We start from the raw sequence: 19,569 nt of genomic DNA on the forward strand, positions 1-19,569 counted from the left end.
CCCTCGCCAAGTCGGTGCCGAGAACAGTCGGGCCTGGGTTCATCCAAAACCACCGACCCGGGCGGTCTGAGCCAGGGCCACCTGACCGCGCCGACACGCCGGGCAGGTGTCCTGCCAGTTGCCGCCTGCCCCGTCGGAGTAATCGAAGCCCAGCTCGGGGAGGACCTGCTTGAGGTCGGAGACCTGCATCTCGGTGGCAAAGGGCTTGTCGCAGCTTCTACAGGTTTGTCCCCCGCCCTCCCTGCCCTCATCTTGGTAGAACTTCACGCCCAGGTTGGCCGGGCGTTGGAAGATGTGGAACAGCTTGCCGAACGGGATGTACATCAACCCGACGATCACGGTGAGGGCATGCAGGTTGTTGAGGAACGAGTAGTACTTGCCCTCCAACCAGAGCGAGCTGGCGGTGAGGAACAGCCCGGTGATCGACACGGCGAATAGTCCGGCCAGGGCTGCGAAGTCGCCGGCCCGCTCGACCGCCAGGGCGCCCGGATCGTTCAGGCGCCGGTAGAGGAAGATGACCACGCCGGCGATGACGAGAAACGCCGCGATGTTGAGCAGGTGGAACGTGGTGAAACCAATGACCGACTCGGCCTCAAACGTGCCACTGCCGACGCCGAACAGGAAGGCTTCGTAGCGGCCGCCCTGCTGGCCGACCGACTCGAAGTGCACCCAGCCGAACGTGAGCGGGAAGGTGACGAGCGCCGCCAGGATGCAGCCCCAGAACACCAGCTGGTGGGCCGCCCAGCGCGAGGTCGAGCGGCGCCGGATGAAGCCCTGGGTCAGCAGGTTGGTGACGACCAGCCCGCCCAGGCCGACCACGTTCTTGCCCCGGCTGCCCGACCGGCGGAACGACTCCCAGCCGCGACGCTGGAGCATGGCGGTGGGCGGCCGCTTGATCCAGATCAGGTAGCGATACACGGTGGCGAATACCGCCAGCACCACCCCGACCAGGTAGCCGGCCAGTGCCGCATCAAACCATTTCAGCCCGCCGCTGCCCAGGTACACGAGAACGAGCAGCACGACGACCGCAGCGGTAGCTATGACACCGGCGCGCACGTCGACGTTCGATCGCCACGAGCCCGCCGCGTAGGACGCCTGCCGCCGTGGGGCCGCAGGCGGTGGAGGGGTCGGTCGCGTCTGCTGGGCGGTTGGTTGCGCCACGGGAGCACCCTTCGCTCGGATGCTCGTCAACCTAGGCGATTTGTTCAGCCATGACCGGATCGCTCAAACCGGTCGTCGGTCACGCCGCTCGGCAACCCTCTGCATTCACACCTTGGCGGCCAGGCTGGATGCCCCACCCGACGAATCGATCACCTTCGGCGTCAGTCGGCGATCACCTCATCCGCAGCCCAGCGGACCTCCGAGTAGGCATTGGTCAGGGGCATCCGTCGGTCGCGACCGAAGGCCTTGCGCGTCACCCGAAGGGCGAAGGGCGTCTGGCGCCGCTTGAACTCGTTGCGGTCGACCAGGCGGGCCACCCACCGGGCCAACTCGGGATCGGCGCCGGATTCGAGCAGCTCCTCGACGGTGAAGTCGTCGTCGACGTAGCGCTCCAGGACGACGTCGAGCTCGTCGTAGGGCGGCAGGCTCTGGTCGTCGCGCTGGTCGGGGCGCAGCTCGGCCGACGGCGCCTTGATGATCGTCGAGGTGGGGATCGGCGGCGTGTCGCCCCGCTCGACCGCCAGCTGGTTGCGCCAGCGCGCCAGCTGAAAGGCACGGGTCTTGTAGATGTCGCCGATCGGGGCCAACGCGCCGTTGCTGTCGCCGTACAGCGTGGAGTAGCCGACAGCGAACTCGGACTTGTTGCCCGTCGCCAGGGCCAGCCAGCCGAACTTGTTACACAGCGCCATCACCAGGGTGCCGCGGATGCGGGCCTGCAGGTTCTCCTCGGTCAGGTCGGCCTCGGTCCCTTCAAAGCTCGGGGCCAGCTCACCCATGAACGACCCGTAGACGTCCGCGATGGCGATGGTTCGGTAGTCGAGCCCAAGGTTGGTCGCCAGTGCTGCGGCATCGTCGCGGCTGTGCTCGGAGGAGTGCTGCGACGGCATCGACACGGCGTGCACGTGCTCGGCGCCCAGTGCATCGGCGGCCAGCATGGCGACGAGGGCCGAATCGAGCCCGCCCGACAACCCCAGGCAGGCATCGGTGAAGCCGCCCTTGGCGAAGTAGTCGGCCAGCCCGAGACGAAGCGCCTCCCAGACCTCGGCGTCGGGAGGCAGCTCCAGCGCGATCGTCGGGGGATCGATCGACGGGAGCTCGGACGGCGCTGCGGCGCCGGGCTCGATCGTCACCAGCGGCAGGGCGATCTCCAGGCCGCGGGGTTCCAACTCGAGGTCGACGATCATCAGGTCGTCGACAAACTGGGGTGCCCGGGCGAGCACCTCGCCGTCGCCGTCGACGACCGTCGACGCACCGTCGAAGATCAGCTCGTCCTGCCCGCCGACCTGGTTGACGTACACGACCGGGATGCCCGCCCGGCGCGCCCGGTCGGACAACAGGGCCTCGCGCACGGCCACCTTGCCCTCCTCGAAAGGCGAAGCGTGCAAGCTGATCAGCACGTCGGCGCCCGCCGCCGACTGATGGGTGGGGGGGCCGTCGACGTACCAGATGTCCTCGCAGATCGACACGCCGACGACCAGGCCACCGATGCGAAACAGCGGCTGATCCTCGGGACCTTCGGTGAAGTAACGGTCTTCATCGAACACGCCGTAGTTGGGCAGTCGCTGTTTCTGGTAGCGACCGTGAATCACACCGTCCGAGGCGACCGCCACCGTGTTGGCCGTGCGGATGCCGCCCACCGAATCGATGGCCAGGTCATCGTCGGCGTAACCGAGCAGCGCCACGCATCGCCCGGTGCGGGTGACCAGGCGGTCGAGGGCCTCGACGTTGTCCTCGAGGAACCCCCGCCGGATCAACAGGTCCTCAGACGGGTAGCCGGGCACGGCCAGCTCGGGAAACGCCACCAGGTCGCACCCGGCAGCCTCGGCCTGGTCGTACAGCTCGCCCAACCGGGCGATGTTGCCGGGCAAATTGCCCACGTGCGGGTTCATCTGGCCGAGGGCGACACGCAACGTGGGCATCGCGTGACCTTACCGAGTGACCTCCCAGCGGGAACCCGCCGAAGCGCTCGGGTGTGGAGGTGTGCCCGCCAGAATGGTGGGCACACCTCCACACCTCCACACCTCCACACCTCCCACCTCCACACCTCCACACCTCCCGTGAGGTTGGATGGTCGGAGTGGCGTCCAGACGGTTCGGCTATCGCTTGGCCCAGGCCGAGCACACCGTGTTGGTCATCAGCGCTGCCACCTCGTAGGGGTCGATGTTGGCGTTGGGTCGACGGTCCTCGATGTAGCCCTTCTGATCCTGAGCGACCTGCCACGGGATCCGCACCGAGGCGCCCCGGTCGGACACCCCGTAACGGAACTCCGAGTAGTGGGCGGTCTCGTGATCGCCGGTGAGACGGGCCTCATAGCCGTGGCCGTAGGCGGCCAGGTGCTCCTCGAGCTTGCCGGGCGCACCGAGCGATTCGCACGCTGCGATAACCGCGTCGTAGCTCTCCCGCATCGCGTTGGTCGAGAAGTTGGTGTGGCAGCCGGCGCCGTTCCAGTCGCCCTCGATCGGCTTGGCGGAGATCGAGGCGTTGACGTTGAAGTCCTCGGCGATCCGGTACAGCAGGTAGCGGGCCATCCACATGTGGTCGCCCACCTCGACCGTGCCCACCGGACCGATCTGAAACTCCCACTGACCCAGCATCACCTCGGCGTTGGTGCCCGAGATGGCCAGACCGGCGGCCAGACAGGCGTCGGCGTGTGCCTCGACGATCCGGCGCCCGGCGGTCTCGATCGCCCCCACCCCGCAGTAATAGGGGCCTTGGGGGGCGGGGTAGTAGTAACCGGCCTTGGGCCAGCCCATCGGTCGGCCCTCCTCAAAGAACGTGTACTCCTGTTCCATGCCGAACCACGGCTCCTGGTCGGCGAAGCTCTTGGCCACCTCGACCGCTGCGGCTCGCCTGTTGGTCGGGTGCGGCAACAGCGTGTCGGGCACGAGCACCTCGCACAGCACCAGCTTGTCGTCGCCGCTGCGGATCGGGTCGGGGGTGATGAACACCGGGCTGAGCACGCAGTCGCTGTTGACGCCCTGGGCCTGGTTGGTCGACGATCCGTCGAAGCCCCACAGTCCCAGCTCGGTGCCGTCGGGGACGATCTTGGTCTTCGAACGGATCAGGGGCACGGGCTCGGTTCCGTCGATCCAGATGTATTCGGCTCGGTAGGCCATCGGTGGGCTCCTCGGGGTGGCGGCGCAGCGCGCCGGGCATGAACGGGGGTTGACGAACACCATGATCGGCGGGCTGCGTTTCGGCGTCATGACCCGAATGTCACGGGAATGTGAACAGATGGCCGCAGCGCACGATCGGAGGTGTCAACGCGTGACGCCCATGGTGAAATGGCATCCATGACGCCTGCGACCCCCAGCGGACCCGACCGGCCCGACAGCTCCGCCCGACGCAACTACGTGCTACGCACGGTGGAGGAGCGCGGCATCCGCCTGATCCGACTGTGGTTCTGCGACGTGCTGGGCCAGATGAAGTCGGTGGTGATCTCGCCAGTGGAGCTCGACACCGTGTTCGAGGAGGGGCTGCAGTTCGACGGCTCGGCGATCGACGGGTTCTCCCGGGTGCACGAGAGCGACGTGTTGGCCCGGCCCGACCCGTCCAGCTTCGGGGTGCTGCGCTCCGGGCGGGACGGCGATCCTGCCACCGCCACGATGTTCTGCGACATCGAAACGCTTGCCGGCGAGCCCTACCCCGGCGACCCGCGAGCGGTGCTGCGCCGGGTGATGGCCGAGACTCGCGAGGCCGGATACGAGTTCATGTGTGCCCCCGAGGTGGAGTTCTTCTACTTCCTCTCCGGCGATCCGTCCCGTCCCCCGGAACCGCTCGACGAGGCCAGCTATTTCGACGTGACGATCGCAGATGTGGCTTCGGACCTGCGCCGGCGCACGATCGGGCGACTGGAGGCGATGGCGATCCCGGTCGAGTACTCCTTCCACGAGGACGGCAACAGTCAGCACGAGATCGACCTGACCTGGGACGACGGGCTGTCGATGGCCGACAACGTGATGGCGCTGCGCATGGTGGTGCGCGAGGAGGCCCACGCCGAGGGGATCCATGCCACGTTCATGCCCAAGCCGCTCGCCGACCAGCAGGGCTCGGGCATGCATACCCACATGTCGCTGTTCCGCGACGACGCCAACGCCTTCCACGACCCCGACAACCCGTACGGGCTCTCCGAGGTCGGCCGGGCGTTCGTCGCTGGACTGCTGCGCCATGCCGCCGAGATCACCGCCGTCACCAACCAGCTGGTCAACAGCTACAAGCGGTTGGTGCCCGGATTCGAGGCGCCCAACTCGATCAGCTGGGCCCGCAACAACCGCTCAGCGCTGGTGCGGATCCCCGAGTACAAGCACCACAAGCACTCCTCCACCCGGATCGAGTTCCGCTCCCCCGACGCCGCCTGCAACCCCTACCTGGCGTTTGCGCTGATCCTCGCAGCGGGCATGCGGGGCGTGCGCGAGGGCTACGAGCTACCGGCCGAGGCCCCCGACGACCTGCACCTGCTGAGCGAGGATCAGCGGGCCGACCTCGGCATCGCCACGCTGCCCAAATCGCTGGCCCAGGCCCTCGAGGTGATGGAGGGTTCCTCGCTGGTGCGATCGACCCTGGGACCCCACATCTTCGAGTGGTTCGTGCGCAACAAGAACTCGGAGTGGGCCGACTACAAGGCCCACGTCAGCCAGTTCGAACTCGACCGCTACCTGCGAGCGTGGTGAGCCGGTGGGCGGACAGATGAGCGACAGCGCGGGCGACCTGCTCGTCTACCCGCGCCCTTCCCCCGACCTTGCCCGTCTGCTCGACCTGGCCGGCCGGCCCTGGTGCGCCGTCGCCGACGACCTGGAGGCTCGCAATGCCGAGGGCGAACCGTGTGGCGCCATCGTCGAGCTGGTCGATCGTGGCTTCGGCACGGCCGATCCGGCCTCGGAGAACGACGGTTCCGACCCGGCCTGGGCGGTGCTCACGGCCCTCGCCCGCCGGGAGCCACCGTTGCGAGCGGTGCTCGTGCTCGTCGGTGGCACCCGCCTGGGCGAGCTGGAGGGCCGCGACGACCTGTTCGCCGACTTCTGCCTCACGCCCTTTCATCCGGCCGAAGCGGCGGCCCGGCTCGCCCACCTGCTGGCCACGTCCGCCCCGGCCGGTGCAGCCGTCCTCCTCTCGGGAGCGTCCGACGACGCGTCCGAGTTGGTGAACTACGGGCCGCTGCTGCTCAACACCCAGAGCTACCAGGCCCGCATCGCCGGACGAACGCTCGACCTCACCTACATGGAGTACGAGCTGCTGGCCTTTCTGGCCCAGAACCCGGACCGGGTGCACAGCCGGGAGGTGTTGTTGAGCCGGGTCTGGGGATACGACTACTACGGCGGGGCCCGCACGGTCGACGTGCACATCCGTCGCCTGCGTTCGAAGCTGGGCGAGGAGCACGCCCGCATGATCCAGACCGTGCGGTCGGTGGGATATCGCTTCGGTCGCCACGAATCCGGACCGGAGGGGTAGCCGTTACGTGTTGAGCTCGATCAGCTCGGAGCCCTCATGGCGGGCCTCGGCATCAGCGGTGAGCGTCTGACCGAATGCGGCGGCCAGGATGGGGCTCGTCGCCATGACGAGCACGGGGATGACCACCAAGAGGACGACGACGATGATGAGCGCACCAAGCATGCGGCCAGCCTAGCGAGCGGTTGCGCTGCGCTCCCGGTCCCCGAGCGGGGCGTGCGCCCAGGCCTCGATCTCGACCAGTGCGCCTGCGGGCAGCGCCGAGACCGCAACGGCCGAGCGGGCCGGCCGGTGACCGTCGAAGAACGCCGCATAATGCTCGTTGATGACGCCGTAGTCGTTCATCGACACCATGAACACCGTCGTCTTCACCACGTCGGTTGGCACCAGCCCCGCCTCGGCCAGGCGGAGGCCCAGGTTGGCCAGCGCCGCGTCGCACTGCGGGCCCAGACCGTCGGCCATCGTGTTGTCGATCATGCCGATCTGGCCCGAGAGGATCACCCACTCCCCGGCTCGAACCCACGGTGAATACGGCCCGATCGGTGTGTCGCTCATACCCCCAGGGTGTCACAGGCCATCTGGGGAGCGCAGGGGACGAGCTGCGAACTCGGGAGCCCACACGACCGCCAGAGCGCGCTCCGGGCTCCCCACTTGGGCACGAGCTGCGAACTCGGGAGCCCGCACGACCGCCAGAGCGCGCTCCGGACTCCCCAGTTGGGCGGTGGGAGGGTCGGGCGCAGGGTCGGGTTTGGGTTTGGGTGCAGCCTGAGCGTGAGGCCGCCGGGGTCAGGGGTCGAGGGCCAGCAGCAGCGCCGACTCGTACACCGCCTCCGCCCGGTGCCACCATGCCGGCGATTCGGTGGCCAGGCGCTCCAACATGACGCCGGAGTTCACCTCGAGCACCTCTCGTCCCGCCTCGGAGTCGACGACGTCGACCGAGCAGAACACCGCCCCCAGCTCGGCTGCGGCCAACAGCGCCAGCCGGGAAAGCTCGTCGACGAGGGGTCCGTCATCGACGAGCGTCGGGATCGACCCGGCGCCCAGGTTGTGGCGCAGTCCCAGGTGCACCAACTCACCGTCGGCCGGCACCCGGCGCAGCAGCGACGGGTCGTGGGTGTCCATCCAGTCCCGAACGGTGTCCGGCCCGATCCCACCGGCCACCACCGCAGCCGACACCAGCTCGATCACGGCCGACGCTCCGTCGCCGGTGACGCTGGGCCGGTCCTTGCGGTAGATCAGCGGGGTGGAGCCGTCGACGACGAGCACCCGGTGTTCGGCGGTCACCTCGCGCCAGGGGCCGAGGGCCGCACCCCGGTGGCGGGTGAGGATGCTGCTCAGCGCCACCTCGGCAGCGCCACGGTCGGCGGCCCGGTACACGTCGGCCCCGCCGGTGCCGTCGTTGGGCTTGACCACCAGCGGCCAGCCGAACTGGCCGGTCAGCTCGTCGGTGCGCCGCCCCACCGAGGACTGGCCCACCCAACGCCCAAACTCGGGGGCGATCACCAGCTCGTGGGGAACCGCCGCCACCCCGGCAGCGGTGAGCAGCTGCGCCGTGGCCACCTTGTCGTCACAGATCAGGGCGACCGCCGCCGGGTTGAGATCAAAGGAGTACCCATAGATGCCCACCCGGTGACCGGCTCGGTCCTCGATCCGGACCACCCAGTCGGCGCCGCTGGTCGACACCGTCCAGCGATGACGTTGGGCGAGGGTGCGACACATCGCCACCAGTGCGCGGCCACTGTTGGCGCTCACGTCGGTTCGGTGTCCGGTGCCTGGGAGCGTGTCGCTCGGGACCCGGGCTGCCGGGCTCGCGGCGGCCGGCCCCAGGGAAGACCGCCGAGCGGCCAGGCGGACACGAATCCGCTGGCCGACCAGGCGGCCGCGGCCACGGCGGCGAACACCGCCGTACTGACCGGGCGCGCCGCCTCATCGAGGTCGTCGTCATCGATCGTGATCGACACCGGCGGCAACTCGGAGGCCTTGAGGATCCCGAACGAGCGGATCGTGAGGTCCTGGGGTTCGCCCAGTTCGTCCACCGCCAGGCCCTCGGTCGACACCCAGCCGAGCCCGGCGTGGACGGCGCCGATCGCGTACGAGCGCAACACCACCTCATCGAGCGGCGTACCGGCCGAGACGGTCACGTCGATGCCGTCGGGACCGAATGCGGTGATCGTGGCGCACCCACCCTCCGGGGCGGTGACGCTCACCCGGTCGGGCGCAGTGCCGGCCAGCGCGACCGCCAGTGTCTGGGCCTCCGCCCAGCCCGCCCCGCGCAGCTCCGCCGACGTCGACGGTCCGGCGATCGGAACCACCTCGACCGTGGCGGCGGGCAACACCGCCTCGATGCGGGCGACCACCGGTGACGGGTCGGCGGGACCCGACCAGCCGACGAGCACACGGCCGGAGCCGTCACTGCGGAGCCCCGCTGCGATCGGTGGGCGCTTGGCCCCCAAGCGCACGACATCCTCCCGGCTGAGCAAAACCCGCACGGGCCGGCCGAGACGGTCGGCCCACTCCCGGGCGATCGCATCCACGCCGACGCGCTGAACCCCGCCTGCGGAAGCGCCGGAATCGCCGGACAACACCGGCTCGATCTTGCCGCCGAAGGCGCCACCGTTGGCCAGCGGGCTAGCGGGCTCGCCGCCCGGTTCGCACCAGGAGGCATCGGTCTCCAGGTAAGCCGGCTCAACCCATGAGGTGCTCAGCCGCACCGCCCAGTCGCCCTCGGGCACCGACAGCGGGGGCGCTGTCGCGACGGTGGAACGCCGCCCCTGCACCTTGCCCGATTCGAGACGGGCGCTGGCGAGCGTGTCGCCCGCCGTCCAGCCCCCCGTTCCGTCGGGCACGACGACGACGGCATCGGCCGGTGCGGCGTCGGCGGCGAAACCGGCTCGGCCCGCCACCACGTCGGCGCCGACGCTCTGGGGTGCGCCGCCCTCGATCACCGCCCGGAATGCAGCGCTGGTCACCGCAGCGTCGTCACGGTCGGGGGCGGTCAGCTCGCCGACACCGAGTGCAGCCTCGGTGATCGTCTGCCAGCCGGTACAGCGGCACAGGTGGGCGGCGAGCGCCCGTTGAACCGCCGGGACCTCCAGACGCACCGGGGTCTCCGGCGCCCCATCCGACCCCGAACGCGCCGCTGCGCCGCGCTCCGTCTTGGCGGCCAGGCCCTCGAGCCGACAGATGATCCCGGGGGTGCAAAAGCCGCATTGTGAGGCCCCGGTGGCCAGGAAGGCGGCGGTCCACGCCCGACGCCGGTCGACGTCCAGCCCGTCGAACGTCGTGATCGAGCGTCCGGCCAGGCGCCGCACGGGGGTCACGCAGGCCACTCGAGGGGCGCCGTCGACCAGCACGGTGCAACACCCGCACTGACCCTGCGGGCTGCACCCATCCTTGGCCGAGATGACGCCGGCATGGTCGCGCAGTGCGTCGAGCAGCGTGGGGGTGCCCTCGGGTACCTCGACGCTGACGCCGTCGACCACCAGCGTGAGTGAACTCACCGTGAGGCCGACGGCCGTCGAGTGCTGTTTGGTCTCGGGAGAGTGTGGCTCAGCTGAAGGACGAGCCGCAGCCGCAGGTGCGCTGCGCGTTGGGGTTGGTGATGGCGAAGCCGCTCTCCAACCCGTCCTTGTAATCCAGGGTGGCCCCGTCGAGCAGCTGGGCGCTGGACGGATCGCTCACGACCTTGATCGCTCCATAGGCCTCGGAGACGTCCTCGGCGTCGGTCTCGGAATCGAAGAACATCTCATAGGAGAAGCCCGAGCAGCCACCGGGACGAACGGCCACCCGCAACGCCAGGGCATCGTCGCCCTCAGCCGCGATGAGCTGTTGAACCTTGTCGGCTGCCGTATCGGTCAGCGTGATCATCTTGTCTCCCAGGTGGTTGGCGAGCCGGCGATGCGGCCATGGTAGCTGTGGTCGAACGATCGGTCACGGGTCGACCTCGCGGGACAGGTTACCGAGGGGTCGGGCGTCGCGTGCGGTCGGGTTTGGTGCCGCTCAGCGAATCAGACGTCCGCCCGCTGCGGTCGGGGGCGGTCCTTGTCGATGACGACGCAGCACGGCTCGCGGGCGGTGCGGTCGTGAAAGTCGACCGGGGGTGCGTCGCCGCGGGCCTCGAGAAGCCCTTCGATCAGGCCGCGGTGCAGCGAGCAGACCAACTCGGGGTTGGCCTCGGCCAGCTCGGAGAACGGGCAGTGGCCGAACCACACCCACGAGGGCTCGGCGCCGACCGGCTCGGGGTCGAAGCCCCAGGCCCCCATGAGCGACATGGTCGCCTCCAGCGCATCGCCCGGGTGCGTTCCGGCCAGCGTGCGGCCATGATCGCGCCCCACCTCGGCCGCGTCCGCGCCGGAGAGCCCCGCCTCCGAAGCCAGCGCCAACAGCATGCCGGCGATCGCCGGGTACACCGGTGGCTCAAGCCCCAGGCTGGGGGCATCGGCGGCCAGCGAGTACAGGTGCTGTGGCCGGCCGACCCCCCCGCTGGTGCGGGGGCGAACCTCGAGCAGGCCCAACTCGCGCATGCGCTCCAGATGGGGCCGCACCGTGTTGGGGTGCAGGTCGAGCAGTTCGGCCACCTCGACGGTGGACCGTGGTGACGCGGCTCGTGCCAGCTCAAGGTAGATCGCATACCGGGTGTTGTCACCGAGCGCCTTGAACATGGCCAGTTGGTTCGACTGCACGGCTACAGTTTACACGGTCCTCGCCAGTAGAATGTCGCCATGGCGACGACGCAGCTTCCGCAGGCTCCCTCGGTCGACGAGGTGACGGCCGTGCTCACCCATGTGGTCGACCCCGAGCTGGGAGCCAACATCGTCGAGCTGGGCATGGCTCGCGAGGTGGTCGTCGCCGCCCAGGGCGAGCTGGCCGCCCGGGTGCCGCGCATCGTGTTGAGCCGCACCGACGACGGCCCCGACCGGGCCAACGGTGGCACCCCCGAGGGTGCCGTCGTCGTCGTCACGCTGGCGCTGACCACCTCCGGGTGTCCGCTGCGCGCCCAGCTGCGCCGCGACATCATCGAACGGGTCGGCTCGTTGCCCGGGGTGGGCGAGGTCCGCATCAGCTGGGCGGAGATGACCAAGGCGGAGAAGGCCGACGCCATGGCGATCGCCCGGAAGCGGGCAAGCGAGCGGGCGCCGACCGACCTGTTGCCCGCCAGGACCCGCGTCATCCTGGTCGCCTCGGGCAAGGGCGGGGTGGGCAAGTCATCGGTCACCGCCAACCTGGCGGTGGCGCTGGCCGGCCGCGGCATGACCGTCGGCCTGATCGACGCCGACATCTGGGGCTTTTCGATCCCCCGCATGCTCGGCATCGACGGGCGCCTGCAGGCCGCGGCCGAAGATGGCGACGACGGCAAGGACAGCGACGCCAAGATCAGCCCCCATCGGATCCAGGTCCCGTCGACCCTGCACGACGGGCCGGGAGGCGCGGTCGAGGCGGTGTCGATGGGCTTCCTCGTCGACGACGAATCGGTGGCGCTGATGTGGCGCGGCCTCATGCTGCAGCGAGCGGTTCAGCACTTTTTAGAAGATGTCGCCTGGGGCGAGCTCGACTACCTGCTCGTCGACCTGCCACCCGGAACCGGCGACGTCCAGATGGGCCTGGCCCGCCTGCTGCCCCGCGCCGAGATGTTGGTGGTGACCACGCCGTCACTCGCCGCCAGCCGGGTGGCCCGGCGCGCGGTGTCGATGGCCCGCAACAACTACCTGCGGGTGATCGGCGTCGTCGAGAACCTGTCGAGCTATGTGGCGCCCGACGGCTCCAACCACGAGATCTTCGGCTCTGGGGGCGGCGAGTTTCTCGCCCATGAATCCGGCGTGCCGCTGCTGGGCAAGATCCCGATCGAGCCGGCGGTCGCCCAAGGCGGCGACGACGGCAAGCCGGTGGCGTTGCAGCTGAGCCACATCGATGCTTCCGCCGCTCCGCCCAGCCCGGCCGCCCGAGCGTTCGGTGAGCTGGCCCGCCTGGTCGCCACCGAGGTGTCCCCTCCGATCGAAATGGCTGGATGCACGGCCCACTTTGGTCCGGTCGACCTGGAGACGATGCGCATTCCGGGCGAGACCGTCGTTCAGCTCACCTGAGCGAGCCCGGTGCCTTCAGTCGAGCGGCGCGGCGGTCTCGGCGTCGTAACGGCTGCCATCGGGGAGCATGATGACCAACCGGTCGCCCTCGACGACGAGCTCGGGCGTGACCGCTGTGGGGTCGTCTCGACCATCGAGCGCCGCCAACGCCTCCGACGTGGACTCGAAGCGGTTCAGCCAGTGCATGGTGACCACGGTGGGAAAGATCATCGTGATCGTGCCCGCGGCCGCCTCGGACAGCGCCTGGGACGGGGCGACCCAGCGGGTCGACACCAGCTCGACGTTGTCGTGCAGGGCCACCTGGCGGGGCGGCGCCCCCGTGACGTAGAAGCGTGTGTCGTAGCGGCGGTTGGCCCCGAGCGGAGTGGTCCAACGCGAGAGCGGCATCAACCGATCGACCGCCAACACCAGATCTTCGGCAACGCACAGCTGGGCCATGTTGGCCGAGCCCGAGTCGATCAACTCGCGCCACGACGGGGTGGACGAGCGGTCCCCCCCGGTTTCGGGGTGCAAACCATCGATCAGCCTGGCGGCCTCGGGTTCGTCCAACGACACCATGTCGGCCTGATGGCTGCGACGAGCGAGCAGCAGGCCGGCCTCCTCGAACGCCTCGCGCACCGCCGCCACCCGGGGGGCGAGCTCCCAGCTGCTCGGCAACTGCTCGTGCACGATGCGGGGTTGGGCCACCGGGTCGTCGTCGGGGTCAACAGCTCCGCCCGGAAAGATGTAGGCGCCGCCGACGAAGTCGCTGTCGAGGTTGCGGCGCATCATCAGCACCTCGAGGCCCGGCCCCGGGGTGCCGGTCGGTTCGGTGCCATCGCTGTCACGCAACAACACGACCGTGGCCGCATCGAGGATCGGTACCAGGTGAGGTTCTTCGGAGATCATCCCTACAGCCACGGTCGGCCAGGCTACTCCCACGATCCCGGTCCGACCCCTCGGCGCTAGCCTCCGCTCCGTGCGTCCACCTTCGATCGACCGCCTGGCCCGCGATCATGCGGCGTCGGGGCTGGCCCACCCCACGCTGGTGGCGTTGGCCCGCCGAACGGTCGCCGAGGTCGCCCCCGAAGCGGTCGAGACCACACTGGCGGCGGCGGTGGCCCACCGGCTGGCCCAACGCACCCAGGAGGTGATCAACGGCACCGGCGTGCTGTTGCACACCAACCTGGGCCGGGCGCCGGTCGACCCGGCGCCGGCCGACCGCTACTCCAACCTGGAGGTCGACCTGAGCGGCGGCAAGCGCGGCCCCCGGGCGGCGGCGGTCACCGACCTGGCGACCGTGCTCACCGGGGCGGAGGCAGCGTTGGTCGTCAACAACTGCGCCGCCGCGGTCATGTTGGCGTTGGCCGCAGTCGCCGGTGGCGGCGGGGTCATCGTCAGCCGCGGCGAGCTGGTCGAGATCGGCGGCGGTTTCCGAATACCCGACGTGCTCGCCCAATCCGGCGCCTCGCTCGTCGAGGTGGGCACGACCAACCGCACCAAACCAGCCGACCTCATCGCCGCCTTCGAGCGCGCACCGGGGGATGGCCCACCCGTCACCATGGTGCTGAAGGTGCACCAGTCCAACTACCGCATCGTCGGGTTCACCGAGGCGGTGTCGGTCGCCGAGTCGAGACGTCTCGCTCCCGACGACGTCGTCGTGATGGCCGACCTGGGGTCGGGGCTGCTCGACGCTCGTTGCCGCTGGCTGCCCGGCGGCCCTCCCGCCTGGTTGGCCGACGAGCCGGGCGTCGCCCAAGTACTTGCCGACGGGGCCGACCTGGTGGCGGTGAGCTGCGACAAGTTGATGGGCGGGCCCCAGGCCGGGCTGCTCGTCGGCCGGGCCGACCTGATCGCCCGCTGCGCCCGCCACCCCCTCATGCGGGCGTTGCGCTGCGGCGGAGCCACGCTGGCCGCGCTGGAGCACACGCTGGGTGCCTACGCCGCACGCGACTTGGACGCGCTGGTGTTCTGGTCCCTCGCAACCGAGCCGGTCGAGGCCCTGGCTGGTCGAGCGGACGCGCTGGCCCGGCGAGTGGCGGCGGCACGGGTGATCGACACCGTTGCCACGACCGGGGGTGGGACGCTGCCCGGGGCGGAGATCCCGTCGGTGGGCCTGGCGCTGCCCGGCGACCACGCCGCAGCACTGCGCGCAGCCGACCCCCCGGTGATCGCCCGCCAGGCCGACGGCGACACCATCGTCGATCTACGCACGGTGTTCGCCGACCAGGACGACCATCTTGGCTCCGCCTTGAACGCCGTCCTCTCCGGCTCAGCCGACCGATGAGGCGGCGCTTGCCATGACCGTGCTGGGCACAGCCGGACACGTCGACCACGGCAAGTCCACCCTGGTGCGCGCCCTGACCGGCACCGATCCGGACACCCTGGCCGCCGAGCGAGAGCGCGGCCTGACGATCGACCTGGGCTTTGCCGTCGCCCAGTTGCCCTCGGGGCGTCGCGTGCACCTGGTCGACGTGCCCGGACACGTGCGGTTCCTCAAGAACATGCTGGCCGGCGCCGGCGCCGTGTCCGGGGTGATCTTCGTCGTCGATGCCGTCGAAGGTCCGATGGCTCAGAGCCGCGAGCACCTGATGCTGCTCGAACTGCTCGGGGTTGAGCACGGCCTCGTGGTGATCACCAAGGCGGACGCGGTTGACGACGAACGCCTCGACGACGCCACCCTGGAGGTGCTCGAGTTCCTCGAGGGCTCGCCACTGGCCGACGCCGACCCGATCGCGATCGACTCGCTGTCGGGCCGGGGCCTGGCCACGCTGCGCACCGAGATGGACCGGCTGGTCGACCGGGTCGGCACCGCCGCCATGACCGGCCGCGCCCGCCTGTGGGTCGATCGGGCGTTCAGCGCGCCGGGCGCCGGCACGGTGGTCGCCGGCACCCTCAGCGGTGCGCCCCTGGCGGTCGGCGACCTGGTCGCACTGGCGCCGGGAGGCCGCAGCGCCCGCATCCGCGACCTGCACAGCGACCATGCGCCCGTGCAGCGGGCCGAGCCGGGCAACCGCTATGCCCTGGCGCTCAGCGGCGTGCCCCGCGACCTGGTGGGTCGTGGCGTTGCGGTCGTCGGCCCTGAGGACTGGTCACCGACGACGATGGTTGACGCCACGGTGACCGTGCTGCCCAGCCTCGACCATTCCCTGTCGCGGCGCGGCGCGCACGTCTTGCACCTCGGGTCGGGCGAGTGGCCGGTGAAGGTGCGGGTGCTCGGCGGCGAGGCGCTCGAACCGGGTGAGGAGGGCTACCTGCGCATCCACCTGCCCCAGCCGCTCCCGCTCGCCCCGGGCGACCGTTACGTGCTGCGCGAGAGCGGGCGGGGCGAAACCCAGGGTGGGGGCACGATCCTCGAGGTCGCACCGCAGCGTCGCGCCGCGTTGGCCGACCCGAGCGCCGACCCCGAGCGCGTGATCGCCGACCGAGGGTGGGTGCGGGCCGAGGAGTTCCGACGGCTGACCGGCGTCGCCCGGCCGGCCGACGTCGGCGACTGGCTGGTCGACCCCGGGGTGCGCCACCGTGCCGAGACGGAACTCGAGGCCCGGACACACGCGGCCGGTGCCCTCGGGCTGGCCCTCGCAGAGCTCGACGACCGCGACCGGGCGCTGGCCGAGGTGCTGGCCGACCGAGGCGAACGCCTGGCGCTGCGCGACGGCCGCCTCGTCCTGCCCGGCGTCGACCTCCATCATCCATGGTTGGACGAGATCGCGCAGGCGGGGTTCGACCCGCCACCCCCGACCGGTATCGAGACCGCGGCGCTGCGCAGTTGGGTGGCCGACGGCCGGGTCGTCAAAGTGGGTGACGCCTGGTGGGCCGCCACCGCTGTTGCCGAGGCCGCCCGTCGGGTGACCGCCGCGCTCGGTGACCGCCCGGACGGCATCACGGTGGCCGAGGTGCGCGATGCCTTGGACAGCTCGCGAAAGCCCACCCTGGCAGTGCTCGGCCTCTTCGACGCCAACGGCATCACCCGTCGGCGCGGCGACCTGCGCGTCGCCGGGCCGCGGCTCGCAGCGGTCGCCGACGGCGAGCCGCTCGACGCCCGCTGAGCCTCGACCGGCTCCCTGCTGGATCAGCTGGCAGCGAGCTGGCGTTCGAGCATCGACTTACGCTCGCTCTCGCTGAGCCCGCCCCAGATGCCGTGAGGTTCGTGTATCTCGATTGCGTAGCTGAGGCAGTCCGACCGAACCGGACAGATCCCGCAGATGGCCTTCGCCCGCCTTTCACGCTCAAGGCGCTCGTGCTTGCGTTCGGTCTGTGCAGGCGGGAAAAACACCTCGGACTGCGGACCACGACAGGCGGCCCGTAACTGCCAAGCGACTGGCGACAACTGAATGCTCACGCTCTATCCCCCGATGAGCTCGCTGATGACTACCCCGACGACTGTAGAGAGCCCGCCCACCGCAGCGAAAGTCAGGCGTGCCCGACGGCACTACTCGGCGGCATCTCCGCCGCGGTTTTTGCGCAGCTCGCGGTAGTCCTTGGCGCCGCCCTCCTCGGGCTCGACCTCCAACAACAGGCCGTCCACGTCCACCACGCGCGCCCGGTCACCCACGCTGAGCGGCGTGGACCGGTTGGCGCGGGCCTTCCACAGCCCACCCTGAATGCGCACCATGCCCTCGGGGTCGACCGACTCGGTGACCTGCCCCATCTCGCCGACCATCCAGGTCCGCCCGATCGTCGGGGTGCCGAACCGGGCCCGCACCATCGACGGCATGCCGGAGAACATCATCGACGCCATGCCGATGATCCCGACGACGACGGCGATCCACGGGAAGGGGACGCCGTCGAAAAGCGTGAGCGACCCGATGATGAACCCGGCCATGCCCACCGCCGCCCAGAACCGGGGGATGCCCGTCTGCACGTCGATGGCAAACGCGATCATCGACGCCACCACCAGCGCCACCGCCCAGTTCCGCACCGGCAGCACGCCCAGGCCGTACCCGCCGAGCAGCAGGGCAACCGCACCCACCACCCCGGCGACGCCCACACCGGCGGTGTAGAACTCGAACAACAACAGGCCCAAGCCGATCACGAAGGCCAGGTAGGCCACCGCCGGGCTGGCGGCGGTGTGCAGCAGCTGCTTGGGCAGTGGCAGCTTGACGAAGCGCACGACTGTGACCGGCTCGCGCCGACTCTCGCCGCCGACGTCGACCACCTTGGTCTCGAACCAATCGAGGCCGACCAGCGCGTCACCCAGCGTGGGCGCCACCACGGCGACCACGCCCGCCTTCTGGGCGGGTTCGGCCTCGAGCGTGGTGTCGAGCTGCCCTGGTTCGCTAGGCAACAGGTCGCCGAACTCGGCCGGGTCCAGCCGCTGGGTGCTGTCGAAGCGCACCGTCGATCCGGGGGCGATCGACGCATCCGGGCTGAGTGCGACCAGCTCGGCGGCGCCGCCGATGGCCTCGGCGCCGCTGGGGCCCACCCACACCGACATCTTCTTGGGAAAGCGGTCGAGGCGCCGGGCCAGGTTGGTGAACTGCCCGTCGGTGAGCACCACGCCGGGGCTGTCGAGCTGGAGCACCACGCCGACCAGGTCGTCGGAGCGCTGCGTCTCGTCCAGCTCCTCGATGATGCCGTCAGCGACCAGCGGGTCGATCAGGCCGGACACGGCGATGACCGTGACGCAACCGGCCGGGCCACAGCCGCCGTCGCCGCCCTGGGCGATCTCGGAGCGCTCGCTCTGAGCGCCCGCCGGCGAGCCCCCGGTCACCCCGCCGAGCGCCAACACCGCTCCTGCGACCATGAACGCGCCGATGAGAGCCCGAACACTATGGAACCTCTCAGCACGGGACCGTTCCTGCCCGATCGGACCCCGGCCGGCCGGTCCACCCGCGCCGAGACGCCTTGCGCTGGCACGAGGAAAAGAACCCGAGATGCGTTGAAGTAGTGTGCCCACAGGCAGGCCTCCGAGGGGAGAACGTGGATCCGACACAGTTCTTTGCTGCATCGCGACTCATTATCGTCGCTGGCAAGGGGGGTGTGGGCAAGACGACCGCCAGCGCCGCACTGTCCGTGGCGGCCGCCAAGTGCGGATTGTCGGTGCTGCTGGTGGCCTTGGACGCCAAGACCGGCCTGTCCCGACTGCTCGGCTGCGAGCCGCTGGACTACGAGCCGGTCGAGGTGCCCCTCCCCGCCGACACGCCGGGCACCCTCACGACCAGGCTGATCACCCCCGACGAGTCGCTGATGGACTACCTGGCCGATCACGGGCTGAAGCGGGTGGCCAAGCTGATGGTGAGCTCCGGCATCCTCGAGATCGTCTCAACCGCAACGCCGGGCGTCCGCGACCTGCTGGTGCTCGGCAAGATCCGTCAACTGGAGAAGGAGGGGGTGGCCGACCTGATCATCCTGGATGCGCCGGCCGCCGGCCACGCCATCAGCTTTCTGCGCAGCCCGACCGGGGTGGCCGAAGCCGCCACCAGCGGTGCGCTGCACACCCAGGCCACCGAGGCGCTCGCCATGTTGGGCGACCCATCCCGAGCCCGGGTGATGCTGGTGACGCTGCCCGAGGAGACGCCGATCAACGAGCTGGTCGAAACTGCCTTCAGCCTGGAGGAGGAAGTGGGCGTGATGCTGGGCCCGGTGATCCTCAACGGTACCTGGCCACCGCTTCCCGGGTTGGACACCCCGCTGGCGGAGGCCGCCCGTCGGGCATCGGTCGACCTGTCCGCCGAGGAGCGGGTGTCGCTGGCCTCGGCCGGGGCCTACCGCACCGAGCGCAGCGAGCTGCAACAAGAGCTGACCGAGCGGCTCGCAACCGAGCTGCCACTGCCCCACCTCGACCTCGACTTTGTGTTCACCAACGAGCTGGAGAGCGACGACCTGCGGACGCTGGCCGACGACCTGTTGCGCGGGATCGAGGCCCTCGACCCGAACTGGGCAGCGCTGTGAGCGACCCAGG

The 19,569-nt window shown here is 70.1% G+C and carries 18 protein-coding genes; 6 read left to right on the forward strand and 12 right to left on the reverse strand.

From position 1 onward, the window contains the following. Window positions 1-39: 39 nt before the first annotated feature. The 3 genes from IPN02_08675 to IPN02_08685 all read right to left on the reverse strand — a co-directional run bounded on the left by IPN02_08675 (window position 40) and on the right by IPN02_08685 (window position 4,277). Window positions 40-1,161 carry an MFS transporter gene (locus tag IPN02_08675; protein ID MBK9296896.1) on the reverse strand — a complete coding sequence of 374 codons (1,122 nt, stop codon included), beginning with the start codon at window positions 1,159-1,161 and terminating at the stop codon, window positions 40-42. Between the two features lie 161 nt (window positions 1,162-1,322). Continuing rightward, window positions 1,323-3,080, reverse strand: coding sequence for an NAD+ synthase (locus tag IPN02_08680; GenBank protein MBK9296897.1), 1,758 nt, complete (start codon window positions 3,078-3,080; stop codon window positions 1,323-1,325). 177 nt (window positions 3,081-3,257) lie between these two features. Next, window positions 3,258-4,277, reverse strand: a complete 1,020-nt coding sequence (locus IPN02_08685) for a glutamine synthetase beta-grasp domain-containing protein (protein ID MBK9296898.1) — start codon at window positions 4,275-4,277, stop codon at window positions 3,258-3,260. 177 nt (window positions 4,278-4,454) lie between these two features. Between IPN02_08685 and IPN02_08690 the strand changes: the two genes are divergently transcribed. Next, complete coding sequence (locus IPN02_08690) at window positions 4,455-5,831, forward strand: glutamine synthetase (GenBank protein MBK9296899.1); 1,377 nt, start codon at window positions 4,455-4,457, stop codon at window positions 5,829-5,831. A gap of 16 nt (window positions 5,832-5,847) precedes the next feature. Next, the gene (locus tag IPN02_08695; protein MBK9296900.1) at window positions 5,848-6,609 is read left to right on the forward strand and encodes a winged helix-turn-helix transcriptional regulator; all 762 of its coding nucleotides are present in this window, start codon (window positions 5,848-5,850) and stop codon (window positions 6,607-6,609) included. A 3-nt stretch (window positions 6,610-6,612) separates the two neighbouring features. Here IPN02_08695 and IPN02_08700 read toward each other — a convergent pair whose 3' ends face one another. The 6 genes from IPN02_08700 to IPN02_08725 all read right to left on the reverse strand — a co-directional run bounded on the left by IPN02_08700 (window position 6,613) and on the right by IPN02_08725 (window position 11,288). Continuing rightward, a complete protein-coding gene (locus tag IPN02_08700) occupies window positions 6,613-6,771 on the reverse strand; it encodes a hypothetical protein (GenBank protein ID MBK9296901.1) in 159 nt (52 codons plus the stop codon). A 9-nt stretch (window positions 6,772-6,780) separates the two neighbouring features. Next, window positions 6,781-7,161: a RidA family protein gene (locus IPN02_08705; protein ID MBK9296902.1), complete on the reverse strand. Its 381-nt coding sequence runs from the start codon at window positions 7,159-7,161 to the stop codon at window positions 6,781-6,783. Window positions 7,162-7,392: 231 nt separating this feature from the next. Next, window positions 7,393-8,358: a hypothetical protein gene (locus IPN02_08710; protein MBK9296903.1), complete on the reverse strand. Its 966-nt coding sequence runs from the start codon at window positions 8,356-8,358 to the stop codon at window positions 7,393-7,395. Beyond that, the gene (locus IPN02_08715) at window positions 8,355-10,106 is read right to left on the reverse strand and encodes a 2Fe-2S iron-sulfur cluster binding domain-containing protein (GenBank protein ID MBK9296904.1); all 1,752 of its coding nucleotides are present in this window, start codon (window positions 10,104-10,106) and stop codon (window positions 8,355-8,357) included. Before IPN02_08715 ends, IPN02_08710 begins: the two co-directional genes overlap by 4 nt. A 49-nt stretch (window positions 10,107-10,155) precedes the next feature. Beyond that, the gene (locus IPN02_08720; GenBank protein MBK9296905.1) at window positions 10,156-10,473 is read right to left on the reverse strand and encodes an iron-sulfur cluster assembly accessory protein; all 318 of its coding nucleotides are present in this window, start codon (window positions 10,471-10,473) and stop codon (window positions 10,156-10,158) included. Window positions 10,474-10,613: 140 nt separating this feature from the next. Further along, window positions 10,614-11,288 (reverse strand): helix-turn-helix domain-containing protein, encoded by a 675-nt coding sequence (locus tag IPN02_08725; GenBank protein MBK9296906.1) that lies wholly within the window; start codon window positions 11,286-11,288, stop codon window positions 10,614-10,616. Between the two features lie 39 nt (window positions 11,289-11,327). On the opposite strand from IPN02_08725, the gene IPN02_08730 reads away from it, so the two are divergent. Further along, on the forward strand, window positions 11,328-12,686 hold the full coding sequence (locus IPN02_08730; protein MBK9296907.1) for an Mrp/NBP35 family ATP-binding protein: 1,359 nt from the start codon (window positions 11,328-11,330) through the stop codon (window positions 12,684-12,686). A 15-nt stretch (window positions 12,687-12,701) separates the two neighbouring features. On the opposite strand, the gene IPN02_08735 is transcribed toward IPN02_08730, so the two are convergent. After that, complete coding sequence (locus IPN02_08735; protein MBK9296908.1) at window positions 12,702-13,574, reverse strand: NUDIX hydrolase; 873 nt, start codon at window positions 13,572-13,574, stop codon at window positions 12,702-12,704. A gap of 34 nt (window positions 13,575-13,608) precedes the next feature. On the opposite strand from IPN02_08735, the gene selA reads away from it, so the two are divergent. After that, window positions 13,609-14,952 carry an L-seryl-tRNA(Sec) selenium transferase gene (selA, locus tag IPN02_08740; GenBank protein ID MBK9296909.1) on the forward strand — a complete coding sequence of 448 codons (1,344 nt, stop codon included), beginning with the start codon at window positions 13,609-13,611 and terminating at the stop codon, window positions 14,950-14,952. A gap of 13 nt (window positions 14,953-14,965) precedes the next feature. Beyond that, entirely contained in the window at window positions 14,966-16,714 is a 1,749-nt protein-coding gene (selB, locus tag IPN02_08745; protein MBK9296910.1) for a selenocysteine-specific translation elongation factor, read from the forward strand. A gap of 23 nt (window positions 16,715-16,737) precedes the next feature. Here selB and IPN02_08750 read toward each other — a convergent pair whose 3' ends face one another. Together IPN02_08750 and IPN02_08755 are read right to left on the reverse strand one after the other, a co-directional pair. Next, window positions 16,738-17,007: a WhiB family transcriptional regulator gene (locus IPN02_08750; GenBank protein MBK9296911.1), complete on the reverse strand. Its 270-nt coding sequence runs from the start codon at window positions 17,005-17,007 to the stop codon at window positions 16,738-16,740. Window positions 17,008-17,097: 90 nt separating this feature from the next. Continuing rightward, on the reverse strand, window positions 17,098-18,411 hold the full coding sequence (locus tag IPN02_08755; protein MBK9296912.1) for a hypothetical protein: 1,314 nt from the start codon (window positions 18,409-18,411) through the stop codon (window positions 17,098-17,100). A 176-nt stretch (window positions 18,412-18,587) separates the two neighbouring features. Between IPN02_08755 and IPN02_08760 the strand changes: the two genes are divergently transcribed. Then, window positions 18,588-19,559: an AAA family ATPase gene (locus IPN02_08760; protein MBK9296913.1), complete on the forward strand. Its 972-nt coding sequence runs from the start codon at window positions 18,588-18,590 to the stop codon at window positions 19,557-19,559. The last annotated feature ends 10 nt before the right edge of the window (window positions 19,560-19,569 follow it).

The sequence above is a fragment of the Candidatus Microthrix subdominans genome (assembly GCA_016719385.1).
Taxonomy (GTDB): domain Bacteria; phylum Actinomycetota; class Acidimicrobiia; order Acidimicrobiales; family Microtrichaceae; genus Microthrix; species Microthrix subdominans.